This is a genomic window from Actinoplanes sp. NPDC051633, from assembly GCF_040681735.1.
Classification (GTDB): domain Bacteria; phylum Actinomycetota; class Actinomycetes; order Mycobacteriales; family Micromonosporaceae; genus Actinoplanes.
In genome coordinates, this window is the sequence record NZ_JBFAZH010000108.1 from 1 (window position 1) to 11965 (window position 11965).

The following is an 11965-nucleotide window of genomic DNA, read 5'->3' on the forward strand; positions in this document are numbered from 1 at the left end:
AGCAAAAAGGAAACTTTTTGCTGCTTTTCCGACGCTTATTCGCTTCGCTCATATTTATATAGAAAAGAAGTGAATGCGCAAAAGACATAATCGAAGCATTCTAAAAGAGATAAAGTTGTGATATCACACGATTCGCTTGGATATTTAGCGAGGTCGTCCCGGCGACCCGGCAGCCGGTCGCCATCCACGCGATCACAGCCAACTCATACCGACGCCGGGGCCTCGGTCGAGGCGAGGCGTGACGCTCCATCCGGCGGCGGCCGCCACGATGTGCCTTGAGTCGGTCCCATCCAACAGCAAACTCCACAACTCCGACGCTCCCCTCGACTCAGTGGTCGCCAGGATCGGGATCCTCCTCGGCCGCTCACTGATCAGCTCGCGGCTGAAGCGACCGTTTGCTGCCCGAACGAAGCTGTGTCCGGCGTGGAGGCAGGTCCTCCTCCGAGCCCTGCTCGGGGACCGATTGTCCCTGCTCGCTGTGGTGGTGCTCCGGGGCGGACGACTTCGCTCCAGTAACCACCGTCTCCTCCGGGTTGGTGACCTGAAACCCACGTGTGCCCAGCGGCTGGCCGAGCCGCAATGACAGAGTGGCGTGGATCTGGGCGAGGCCAGTCAGGGCTTGCAGTGTGGCGACAGAAGAGGGGTCGACCGCAACGTCCTCACCTCGGCCGTCGGCCGCCTCCCAAGCCGCTTGGAGCATAAGGTGCAGCTCCTCTGCTTCGATAAGAAGTTCTTCAGCACGGGCGGCATGCTCGTCAGGCGTCATTACGCTCACCGTCATCGCCGTCGGGTCCTCGGTCACAGGCGGGTCGTCGATGGGCTGATAAGTCTGCGGTGTGTGGTCGACGGCGTTCGTCCTGGACGCGGTCAGCCCGGTTTCCTCCTCCGAGCTGACACCCAGAAACGACGTCGGGCTCTCGCCCGCCCCTGCCGGCTCTGGTCTGCCGTAGCCGGGTTGGTCGCTCTTACCGTCGTAGGGTTCGCGGGGCACGTCGCTCATCTGCTCATCATCGGCCCGCCCTGTGTTTCTGCACCAGCAGTACCTCCAGCCGGCGGCTCCTCGGCGAGCAGATTCTCCCTGAAGCCCACCACCCGCGGGGCATCCGCCGACGGGCGGCCGGAGCAGGCCCGAGACGCCCAGCAGCATTTGCGGCGTGATGTGTGGAACCGGTCAGGCCGTGGGTATTAGCCGGCCATGGCGCGACCGATCTGGAACGGGGCGATCACCTTCGGGCTCGTCTCGGTGCCCGTGAGCATGTATTCGGCCACTCGTGACCACGAGGTGTCGTTTCACCAGTTTCAGCGGGACACCACCGACCGCATCCGGTACAAGCGGGTGAACGAGCGCACCGGCAAAGAGGTCGAGTTCGAGGACATCGTCAAGGGCGCCGACGTCGGCGGCGGCAAGTACGTGATGATCGAGCCGGACGAGCTCGACGAGATCGCGCCGGGGCGGTCCCGCAGCCTGGAGATCCACCGGTTCGTGGCGCTGGACGAGATCGACCCGATCCACTACCAGAAGACCTACTATCTGGGCCCCGGCGGCGACGAGTCCGCCAAGACCTACGCCCTGTTGCGCGACGCGATGGCGGACGCGAACCGGGCGGCGATCGGCACCCTGGTCATGCGGGGCAAGGAGTATCTGGCGGCGATCCGCCCGGACGGCGATCTGCTGGTCCTCGAGACCATGTTCTTCGCGGACGAGATCCGCAATCCCAAGAAGGAGATCGACGCGCTGCCGGGCCGCGCCAAGGCGAAGCCGGCCGAGCTCGCCATGGCGAGCCAGCTCATCGACAGCATGTCGGGGCCGTGGAAGCCGTCCGACTTCCGCGACACCTACACCGACCGGGTCAACGAGCTGATCAAGGCGAAGAGCAAGGGCAAGGAGGTCACGCCGTCCGAGCCCGCGCCGGCCGCGACCGGCGCCGCCGACCTGCTCGAAATGCTGCGCGCGAGCGTGGAGGCGGCAAAGAAGGGCCGGTCCGCCAAGAAGACCCCGGCGAAGTCCGCCGCCAAGAAGACCACCACCAAGAAGACGCCCGCGAAGAAGGCGCCCGCGAAGAAGACCGCGACGGCCAAGAAGGCCACCGCCAAAAAGGGCACCGCCAAGAAGGCCACCCGCAAGGCGGCGTGACCGGTCAGGGCGCCCAGGGCAGCACCCGCCCCCGGCGGACCAGCTCGCCGTAGTGCTCCGGGTTGACCGGGTCGAGCGCCAGGTCCAGCAAGGGACCGGCCGCCTCGGCGGGGCTCGGCGCCCCGCTGACGTCCCACCACGCGCCGGAGGTCGGCGTGTTGATCATCCCCGGGCACACCGCGGCGAGCAGGATGCCCCGTGCTCGATCCTGCTCGGCGCGTTCGCCGGCGAGGGCGCGCACCGCCGCCACCTGCCCGATCTTCGACGGGATGTTGAGAAACCCGGGCCAGTCGCCGCTGCGGGCACTCCCGTCCCGGACGGCGTCCCGCCAGGCGGCGACCGCCTTGTCCACCTCGTCCAGCGAGGCCGGGCGGTCGAAGCGCTCGTGCAGAGCCGGCGCCAGGTGGAACAGCGTGCCGAAGGAGCTGGCGACGACGATCAGCCGGCCGCCGTCGCGGACCAGCGGCCCGAACGACCGCAGCAGCCGCGTGGTGCCGAAATTGTTGACCTCGGCGTACTCGTCGACGATGCGGCGGGGGTCGTCGTCCGGGCCGACGCGCATGACCGCGTTGCCGAAGACGATGTCGACGCCGCCGTGCCGCTCGTCGAGCCGTTCCGCGAGATTCCCGGCGGCGGCCGTGTCGGCGACGTCGAGCAGCTCACCGCGGACCTCGGCGCGGCCGGCCGGCAGGCTCGCGACGGCGCGTGCGACGCGAGCGGCGTCCCGGCCGGTGAGATAGACGGTGTCGCCGGGCGACAGGCGCCGGGCGAGCCCGGCGGCCAGTGCCAGCCCCAGACCCTGCGTGGCCCCGGTGACCAGGGCGACCTTCGGAGATGTGTGCATGACCCAACGCTAGGAACGTGGAGCCCATGACGTCGACGAGAGTTGAGCAGACCTGGTATGCGTATTCGTCATGGCCCTCACCGATGCCTCGCTGACCTCGCTGCGTGTCTTCCGCGAGGCGGCGGAGCGCGGCACGCTGTCCGCCGCGGCCGCCGCGCTGGGCTACACCCAGTCCGCCGCCTCGCGGCAGATCGCCGTTCTCGAACGCGCGGCCGGCGCCAAGCTGCTCGAGCGCCGCCACGACGGGGTGCGCCCGACCGAGGCCGGCATGCTGGTCCTGCGCCGCGCGGCCGTCGTGCTCGACCAGATCGACGCCACCGATCGCGACCTGGCCGGGCGGCCCGCCGAACACGCCGTGGTCCGGCTCGGCTGGTTCCCCATCGCGGGCGCCGCCGTGGTCCCGCGGGTGCTGACGGCGCTGCGGCGGACGCACCCGGAGATCACGGTGGTCGGCCGCGAGGCGGGGACCCCGGCGCTGGTTCGCGGGCTGCGGGCGGGCACGCTCGACCTGGCGCTGCTGGCCGCCGCGCCGCCGTTCCGCCCGCCGGACGCCGAGACGCCCGCCCTGCAGTTGCGGGTTCTCAGCGAGCGTGGCCTGTGCGTGGCGGTCCCGGCCACCGACCCGCTGGCCGCCGGCGACGCGATCGACGTCGCCGACCTGCGCGGGCGGGCGTGGATCGCGGGCTCGGCGCGCGACGCGGAGATGGGCGTGTGGCCGGGCCTCGACGAGCGGCCGTCGATCGCCCATCACGCCCGCGACTGGCTGACCAAGCTGCACCTGGTCGCTGCCGGGTGCGGCATCACGACGGCGTCCGCGCTGCTCGCGCCGATCGCGCCGCCCGGCGTACGCATCCTGCCGGTCCGCGGCGGCCCGCGCGAGCAACGACGCCTCCTGCTGGCCCGCCTCCCGGGACCCGTGCCCGCCCCGGCCGCCCACGTGGCGGCCACCCTCGCCGCCGCCTTGATCCCGCCGGGGCTGATGACCTGAGCGCCCGATCTAAGCGCCGACGTACTCCGCCAGGTGCCGGCCGGTCAGGGTGGACCGGTCGGCGACCAGGTCGGCCGGTGTGCCCTCGAAGACGATCCGTCCGCCGTCGTGGCCCGCCCCCGGGCCGATGTCGATGATCCAGTCGGCGTGCGCCATCACCGCCTGGTGGTGCTCGATGACGATCACCGACTTGCCGGCCTCGACCAGGCGGTCCAGCAGGCCCAGCAGCTGCTCCACGTCGGCCAGGTGCAGACCGGTGGTCGGCTCGTCGAGCACGTACACGTCGCCCTTGTCGGCCATCTGGGCCGCCAGCTTGAGCCGCTGCCGTTCGCCGCCGGAGAGCGTGGTGAGCGGCTGGCCCAGCGTGAGGTAGCCGAGCCCGACGTCGTTGAGCCGCTGCAGGATCTTGTGCGCGGCCGGCGTGGCGGCGTCGCCCTCGGCGAAGAACCCGACCGCCTCGGTGGCCGGCATCGCCAGCACCTCGCTGATGTCCTTGCCGCCGAACTTGTACTCCAGCACCGACGCGTCGAAGCGCTTGCCCTCGCACACCTCGCAGGTGGTCGAGACGCCGGCCATCATCGCCAGGTCGGTGTAGATCACGCCGGCGCCGTTGCAGTTGGGGCACGCGCCCTCGGAGTTGGCGCTGAACAGCGCCGGCTTCACGCCGTTGGCCTTGGCGAAGGCCTTGCGGATCGGTTCCAGCAGTCCCGTGTACGTGGCCGGGTTGCTCCGCCGCGAGCCACGGATCGGCGTCTGGTCCACCGACATGACGTTGTCCCGAGGCGACACCGAGCCGTGGATCAGCGAGCTCTTGCCCGAGCCGGCCACCCCGGTCACCACCACCAGCACGCCCAGCGGGATGTCCACGTCGACGTCCTGCAGGTTGTTCGTGGACGCGCCGCGAACCGACAGGGTCTCCGACGAGGTGCGGACCTTCTCCTTGAGCTAGGTCCGGTCGTCGAGGTGGCGGCCCGTGATCGTCTTGCTCTTGCGCAGCCCGGCGAGCGAGCCCTCGTAGCAGATCTCGCCGCCCGCCGTGCCCGCGCCGGGACCGAGGTCGACGACGCGGTCGGCGATCGCGATCATCTCCGGCTTGTGCTCCACGACCAGCACCGTGTTGCCCTTGTCGCGCAGCTGCAGCAGCAGGTCGTTCATCCGCTGGATGTCGTGCGGGTGCAGCCCGATGGTCGGCTCGTCGAAGACGTACGTGACGTCGGTGAGCGAGGACCCGAGGTGCCGGATCATCTTCGTGCGCTGCGCCTCGCCGCCGGAGAGCGTGCCCGCCGGGCGTTCCAGGCTGAGGTAGCCGAGCCCGATGTCGACGAACGAGTCGAGGGTGTGCAGCAGCTTCTCGAGCAGCGGCGCTACCGACGGCTCGGTCAGCCCGCGCACCCACTCGGCGAGGTCGCTGATCTGCATCGCGCAGGCGTCGGCGATGTTGATGCCCTTGATCTTCGACGACCGGGCGCCCTCGTTGAGCCGGGTGCCGTCGCACTCCGGGCACGTGGTGAAGGTGATGACCCGCTCGACGAAGGCGCGGATGTGCGGCTGCATCGCGTCGACGTCCTTGGAGAGCATCGACTTCTGGATCTTGGGGATCAGGCCCTCGAAGGTGATGTTGATGCCCTCGACCTTGATCCGGGTCGGTTCCTTGTAGAGCAGGTCGTTCAGCTCGCGCTTGGTGAACTTGCGGATCGGCTTGTCCGCGTCGAAGAAGCCGCAACTGCGGTAGATGCGCCCGTACCAGCCGTCCATGCTGTAGCCCGGGATGGTCAGCGCGCCCTCGTTGATCGACTTGCTGTCGTCGTACAGCTGGGTGAGGTCGAAGTCGGTGACCGACCCGCGGCCCTCGCACCGCGGGCACATGCCGCCGGTGATGCTGAAGCTGCGCCGCTCCTTGGTGGTCTGGCCGCCCTTGTTGAGGGTGACCGCGCCGGCGCCGGAGATCGAGGCGACGTTGAAGGAGAACGCCTGGGCCGAGCCGACGTGCGGCTTGCCGAGCCGGCTGAAGAGGATGCGGAGCATCGCGTTGGCGTCGGTGGCGGTGCCGACCGTCGAGCGCGGGTCGGCCCCCATCCGCTGCTGGTCGACGATGATCGCGGTGGTGAGCCCGTCGAGCACGTCGACGTCGGGTCGCGCCAGCGTGGGCATGAAGCCCTGCACGAAGGCGCTGTAGGTCTCGTTGATCTGCCGCTGCGAGTCGGCGGCGATCGTGTCGAAGACCAGGGAGCTCTTGCCGGACCCCGAGACGCCGGTGAAAACGGTCAACCGGCGTTTCGGGATCTCGACGCTGACGTCCTTGAGATTGTTCTCCCGCGCCCCGTGCACGCGGATGAGGTCATGGCTGTCGGCGACGTGTCCAGTCTTGGTCACCCGTAGAAACTACGTCAACCTTACGGCGTTATGAAGGCAGTTCTGTTGTGTAAAGCTCCGCCACCTCCGCGCTGGTCAGCGCCCGGTCGTACGCGTGCACCTGGTCGATCGACCCCGACCAGAAGTCGGTGCGCAACCCGGCGTACTTGGCCCGGCCGACGCCCAGCGGCCCGGTGCTGACCACGTCCGGACCGGCCTTCGCGGTCTCGGCGAGCGTGCCGTCGACGAACAGCCGGACCTCGTTGGTGGCGTGGTCGCGGACGCCGACCAGGTGGTACCAGCGGCCCAGCGCCGGGGTCACCGCCTTGCGGGCCCGGTTGCCGCCCGGCGTGCTGAACGCGAATGCGCCCTGGCCGTACTGCAGGTAGAACGGGCTCTCGGTGGACCGGCCGTCCTGGCTGATCGCGGTGGCATAGTTGCCGGGCAGCTCGTCGAGGGTCACCCAGGCCGCGATCGAGTAGTCCCGGGTCGTGTCGACCACCGGCCCCTCGGTCACGGCGGCGTCGTCCACACCGTCGAAGGAGAGGGCCGAGCCGCTAACGCCGGGCACCCACGACGGGCCGCGCACCGCCAGATCGGAGTCGCCGCCCATGTCGAGGGCCCTGGCGCCGTGGCCCTCGTCGAGCGGCCAGTTGCCATGGCCGGGGTAGGTGATCGGGCCGGGATGCGCGCCGCGCTCGATCACCTTGCGGTTGATCGCCCGCACCGGGCCGGGCCGCACCTTGATCTTCCGCCGGTCGTAGGTCCACAGGCCGTTGAGCTCGTTCTCCAGGTCGGTGATCTGGGTGTAGACCGAGCCGGACAGCTCGGCGCCGGCCGCCGGGAGATAGAAGGACTCGGTGTTGTCCACGTACTTGGCGGTCAGGGCCGCCTTGTCGGGCACGCCGCTGTAGATGTTCGCGGGCGCGCCCGGCCACATGTGCCCGGGCGTACGCAGGGTGAAGCCGCCGTGCTCGCCGTCCATCGCGACCCGTGTCGCGTCGGTGTGCGGCGGGGTCTGGTTGAGGTAGTCGTGGTAGTCGATGACGTCGCCCTTGCCGGAGTCGCCCTTGGAGTCGCAGCAGTTCACACCGCTGTGGGCGTTGACGATGCGGGACGGGTCGGCGGCCTTGACCGCCTCCGCGATGCGGCCGGTCTCGGCCCGGTCCCACTCGCCCCAGCCCTCGTTGAAGACCACCCAGCCGATCACCGCGGGTGAGTTGTGCAGCCGCGCGATCGCCCGCTCCCCCTCGGTGCGCCAGGCCTGCTGACCGGCGACGGTGCGGATGCCGACCGACACGAAGTCTTGCCAGACCAGCAGCCCGGCCTCGTCGGCGTGCCGGTACCAGCGGGCCGGCTCGACCTTGATGTGCTTGCGGATCGCGTTGAAGCCGAGCGCCTTGGTCTCCTCGATGTCCCACCGCAGCGCCTCGTCGCTCGGCGCGGTGTACAGACCGTCGGGCCAGAAGCCCTGGTCGAGGGTGGCGAGCGAGAAGACCGGCTCGCCGTTGAGGACGAGCTTGGGTACGCCGGCGACCTGCTCGACGGCGATCGTGCGGAGGCCGAAGTAGCCGCGCACCCGGTCGGAGCCCAGCCGGACGTCGAGGTCGTAGAGGTACGGGTCGTCGGGACTCCACAAGTGAGGGTCGGCGATCGGCAGCGTCAGGTCGGTGTTGGCCGGACCGGACACCGTGCCGGCCTTGCGGCCCGCCTTGTCGTAGGCGGTGGCGACCACGGTCGCGTCCGTGTCCGCCTTCACACGGACGGTGAGTGCGTCGAGGGACGGCGTGGTCACTAGGTCGTCGATCGCCGCGTCGGGGACCGGTTCCATCCAGACCGTCTGCCAGATGCCCGACGACGGGGTGTAGACGATGCCGCCCGGGTTGGTGGACTGCTTGCCGATCGGCTGGTCCGGCCCGGTCGTGTCGGTCACCGCGACCACTATCTCCTGCGGTCCGGCGCCGGTCACCGCGTCGGTGATGTCCGCGCTGAACGGCGAGTAGCCGCCGGTGTGCTCGGCGACCAGGGTGCCGTTCACCCACACGCGGGCGGCGTGGTCCACCGCGTCGAAGTTCAGCTTCACCCGCCGGCCGGACCAGCCCTTCGGCACGGTGACGAGCCGGCGGTAGAACATGTGGTCCTCGTGCCGCTCGATCCCGGACAGCAGGGACTCGATCGGGAACGGCACGGTGACGCGCTCGGGCAGCGCCCGGCCGAAGACGGGCTGGTCGCCGGCGGTCGCCCCGGCGAACTCCCACTGGCCGTTGAGGTTGAGCCACTGCCGGCGGACCAGCTGCGGGCGCGGGTATTCGGGCAGCGGGTGCGCGCGGTCGACGGTGTCGCCCCAGGGCGTGGTCAGGCGGTGGGTGGAGTTGTTGGTCGCGCTTCGCGAGATGAGGGGTACGCGTTGCCCGCCGGCGACGAGGCCGCCGTTGCCGTCGTAGTTGACGCGTACCCGCTGGCCCTTCTGCACCAGCGCACCCAGCGTGACCACTATCCGCGACGCGTCGCCGGCCGCCACCCGCACCGAGCCGATCGGCATCGGGGTCGTGTCCGCCTCCACCACCAGGTGCGCGGCGGTCTCCCCGATCTCGGTGATCGGGCCCTCGAAGTCGGCGAACAGCCGCCGCCCGTCCGGCTGGACGGTCAGCGCAACCGGGTAGATCTCGAAGTCGTCCGGCGGGGTGAACGCGGACTCGGGCACGATCTGCCGTGCCACCCCCGGGACGGCCCAGCGCAGGAAGACGTCGGCGCCGCCGCCGTCCTGGAACAGCTCCGCGCGGAAGTCGTGCGCCTCGCCGGCCACCAGGTGCACCGGCCGGCTCTCGATCACCGCGCCCCGCGACACCTGCCAGTGGTCGATCACCGGCAGTCCGTCGAGGAAGAACCGGAAGCCGTCGTCGCCGTTCATGAAGAAGGTGTAGTCACCGGTCGCGGGTGCGGTCAGCATCCCGGTCCAGCGTGCGGTCGTGTCGTCGCTGCGACCGGTCAGCGACTGGAAGGTGCCGGGCAGGCCGGGCAGGTCCAGGTTCGCGTCCAGCAGCGTCCCGCCGAGCTCGGCGAAGTCGTGGGCGCCGGGCGCCGACGACCGGAAGTACTCGCCCTTGAGGCCGTGCACGACCGGCGGCGCGGCATCGGCCGCCATCGGCACGGCGAGCAACGGCAGGACGAGGAGGGCGGCCGTGAGCAACGGACGCAGGACGCGAGGCATGGCAACACATTGACGGTTGTGTATCGCTGATGTCAACACAACGAAACAACAACCGACATTTTCCGACCTAGTCGAGGTCGACGTCGGCGTAGATGGCGGCGTGGTCGGAGCCCGCGTGGACCGCGCTGGTCATGGTCTCGTAGATCGGCCAGAGCCGGCCCCGGCGGCCGCCCCACACGCCGCGCCGGTGGATGCCGCCGCCGGTCGCGCGGGCGAACAACGCCGGCGAGAGCAGCACGTAGTCGAGCTTGTTGCGGGCCGTGCAGTAGCCGTACGTGCCCGGGCGGCCGTTGTCGTCGAAGCCCGGATGGGTCGAGATGTCGCGCAGGTCGGTGCCGGACAGCAGCGGGGCCAGCGGCTCGCTCTCCGGGGTGTCGTTCAAGTCGCCGACCACCGCCACGTGCTCGACCCCCGACGCCACCAGGCCGGCGTAGATCTGCGCCACCCGGACGGCCTGGCGGCGCCGGGTGGCGTCCGACGCGACCTTCCCGCCGTACCCCTTGCTCTTGAAGTGGTTGACCAGGACGGCCAGGCGGTGACCGCCCGGAGTGCGCAGATGGTATTCGGCGCAGTCGCGGCTGAAGACGCGACCGGTCTCGTCGGAGTCGTCGACGTGGCTGTGCTGTGCGGCCAGCGGGAAGCCGGCCCCCGCCAGCACCCCGACGTTGATGCCGCGCTCGTCGTTGCTGTCGACGACCATCACATGCGGATAGCGCGGCCGGCCGCCGTCGACGACCAGCGCGGCGTCCGCGAACCGCTTGAGCGCCAACCGGCTCTCCGCCTCGATCACCCCGACGACGTCCGCGCCGACGTCCGCCAGCACCCGCGCGGTGTTGGTGAGCGCCAGCTCGTCGACCCGCCCGGTGGTCAGCTCGACCCAGCCGATCCAGTCCGCCCGCCCGCCGGCGACCACCTCGACCCGGCCGTCGCGGGAACGCCTCAGCAGCCGCCCGCGGTTCTGCCGGAGCCGTGCGAAGCGCGCGCTGTCGCCGCCGCGCAACCCGAGCCGGCCCAGGGTACGCAGAATGTCCACTTTGATATCTGGAGAGTAGACGGGCTCCTCGAGCAGCGTGGCGATGTGCCGGTACGCCTCCAGCACCGGCCGCCCGGCGGACCAGGTGCGCTGGTCGAGGGCACGGGCACGGTTGAACAGGTTCTCCACGTTGAAGGCGGCGATCCGCACCGGCGACCTCCTGCGAATCAGCACGGTGGACATGCAGCGGCCGGACCGCGGCTCGATCCGGATCAACGAACAGAACCTGCCCACCCTATCCGAACGCGACCTCGGCTCGATGGACCTGTACGACAACGTGGCCTTCCCGCTACAGCCGGCGGCCGAGGCAGGCTCGGGCGGGCACAACCTGGAGGTGGTACTCCGCGGTTAGCGGACCGTGGTCCTCGAGGTGAGCGGGAGCCACCAGTTGCGGAGTTGCCCGCTGGTGACCCGGACCGCCCGGCGTCCGCGGATCCAGCCGATGGAGCCGATCGAGGCGTTCGACGCGGCCGCCAGGCGGGCCACGCTGCACCTGCGGGCGGCGCAGACCGTATGCGTGCCGGCGGCCAGGCGCACCGTGCGGCGCGCCAGATAGTTTACTGTGGACACCGGCGCCAGCGTCGCGCGTACCCCGGCCACCTCCTGCACCCAATAGTTTCGCAGGGAACCGGCGTTCAGGTGGTACCAATAGCCCGGCTGACCACCGATCCGGCGGCGCAGATCCGCGGTGCCCACCGACGGGGCCCTGAGCGCGATGAGCCGCCGGTCGGTGACCGTGCCGGTCTTCGTGCTGCCGAAGTGGACGCCGGTGTGCTGGCCGGCGGCGAGCAGGACGGCCGCATTCTGTTTCGGCGCCGGGAAGTCCGCCTGCAAGGTCTCGGCCATCGCGGCGAAGGAGGCGTCACCGGTCATGGCGTGCAGGTGCAGCAACTGGTCGACGTGGATGGTGTGGTATTTCTCGGTCGGCGACCTTCCGCGCAGTGCGTAGCTGGACGCCCACCCGGCGTTGCGGTAACTGCGGATGTAGCGCTTCACCGTGGCGGCGGCGTCGGCGAAGACCGCGGCGGCGGCCGCCGACCGGGTGACGGACCAGAGGTCCCAGGCGCCGTACATCGCGAAGACGTGGCCGTTGAGCACGCGGCCGGACCCGCTGGGTGGCGCCGACGGATACTCTTCGAGCCAGAGCCGGCCGTTGACGTCGCGGTGGGTGACCCACGGTCCGGCAGCGCTGATCCCGAGCCGCAGAGCGGCGAATGAACGATCGGCGGCGATCCGCCACGAGTTGTCGCCGGTGGCCTGCGCGAGCCGGATGAAGAGCGAGGTCGCCTGGCCCTGCGCCATTGCCGAGTACCACGGCCGGTGCAGCCGTAGGTTCATGCCGGAGGCGAGGGCGAAGTCGAACGTGTACGGGAACCACCAGGCGCCGCGGCTCTCCACGCGGG

General features: G+C 70.3%; 8 protein-coding genes and 1 pseudogene. 3 read left to right on the forward strand and 6 right to left on the reverse strand.

The features are described from left to right. Window positions 1-364 precede the first annotated feature (364 nt). Window positions 365-1000, reverse strand: coding sequence for a hypothetical protein (locus AB0M20_RS09310; protein WP_364296190.1), 636 nt, complete (start codon window positions 998-1000; stop codon window positions 365-367). Window positions 1001-1195: 195 nt separating this feature from the next. Between AB0M20_RS09310 and AB0M20_RS09315 the strand changes: the two genes are divergently transcribed. Next, window positions 1196-2134 (forward strand): Ku protein, encoded by a 939-nt coding sequence (locus AB0M20_RS09315; protein WP_364296192.1) that lies wholly within the window; start codon window positions 1196-1198, stop codon window positions 2132-2134. Window positions 2135-2138: 4 nt separating this feature from the next. Here AB0M20_RS09315 and AB0M20_RS09320 read toward each other — a convergent pair whose 3' ends face one another. Beyond that, window positions 2139-2978 carry an SDR family NAD(P)-dependent oxidoreductase gene (locus AB0M20_RS09320; RefSeq protein WP_364296194.1) on the reverse strand — a complete coding sequence of 280 codons (840 nt, stop codon included), beginning with the start codon at window positions 2976-2978 and terminating at the stop codon, window positions 2139-2141. Window positions 2979-3048: 70 nt separating this feature from the next. Here AB0M20_RS09320 and AB0M20_RS09325 point away from each other — a divergent pair, with 70 nt between their 5' ends. Then, window positions 3049-3966 carry a LysR family transcriptional regulator gene (locus tag AB0M20_RS09325; protein WP_364296196.1) on the forward strand — a complete coding sequence of 306 codons (918 nt, stop codon included), beginning with the start codon at window positions 3049-3051 and terminating at the stop codon, window positions 3964-3966. Between the two features lie 9 nt (window positions 3967-3975). On the opposite strand, the pseudogene AB0M20_RS09330 reads toward AB0M20_RS09325, so the two are convergent. From AB0M20_RS09330 to AB0M20_RS09340, 3 genes and pseudogenes are all read right to left on the reverse strand, one after another. Beyond that, window positions 3976-6339 (reverse strand): annotated as a pseudogene (locus tag AB0M20_RS09330) (excinuclease ABC subunit UvrA). Window positions 6340-6367: 28 nt separating this feature from the next. Then, window positions 6368-9529: a LamG-like jellyroll fold domain-containing protein gene (locus tag AB0M20_RS09335; protein ID WP_364296198.1), complete on the reverse strand. Its 3162-nt coding sequence runs from the start codon at window positions 9527-9529 to the stop codon at window positions 6368-6370. Window positions 9530-9596: 67 nt separating this feature from the next. Beyond that, window positions 9597-10712 (reverse strand): endonuclease/exonuclease/phosphatase family protein, encoded by a 1116-nt coding sequence (locus tag AB0M20_RS09340; protein ID WP_364296200.1) that lies wholly within the window; start codon window positions 10710-10712, stop codon window positions 9597-9599. Here AB0M20_RS09340 and AB0M20_RS09345 point away from each other — a divergent pair. Continuing rightward, on the forward strand, window positions 10693-10914 hold the full coding sequence (locus AB0M20_RS09345) for a hypothetical protein (RefSeq protein ID WP_364296202.1): 222 nt from the start codon (window positions 10693-10695) through the stop codon (window positions 10912-10914). The genes AB0M20_RS09340 and AB0M20_RS09345 overlap by 20 nt on opposite strands. On the opposite strand, the gene AB0M20_RS09350 is transcribed toward AB0M20_RS09345, so the two are convergent. Then, a partial coding sequence (locus AB0M20_RS09350; RefSeq protein ID WP_364296204.1) for a D-glucuronyl C5-epimerase family protein occupies window positions 10911-11965 on the reverse strand: 1055 nt, incomplete at its 5' end. The two genes, AB0M20_RS09345 and AB0M20_RS09350, sit on opposite strands and share 4 nt — an antisense overlap.

Coding starts and splice junctions, on each gene's coding strand:
- AB0M20_RS09310 (WP_364296190.1), bottom strand. CDS start 1,000: ATGAGCGACGTGCCCCGCGAACCCTACGACGGTAAGAGCGACCAACCC.
- AB0M20_RS09335 (WP_364296198.1), bottom strand. CDS start 9,529: ATGCCTCGCGTCCTGCGTCCGTTGCTCACGGCCGCCCTCCTCGTCCTG.
- AB0M20_RS09315 (WP_364296192.1), top strand. CDS start 1,196: ATGGCGCGACCGATCTGGAACGGGGCGATCACCTTCGGGCTCGTCTCG.
- AB0M20_RS09325 (WP_364296196.1), top strand. CDS start 3,049: ATGGCCCTCACCGATGCCTCGCTGACCTCGCTGCGTGTCTTCCGCGAG.
- AB0M20_RS09320 (WP_364296194.1), bottom strand. CDS start 2,978: ATGCACACATCTCCGAAGGTCGCCCTGGTCACCGGGGCCACGCAGGGT.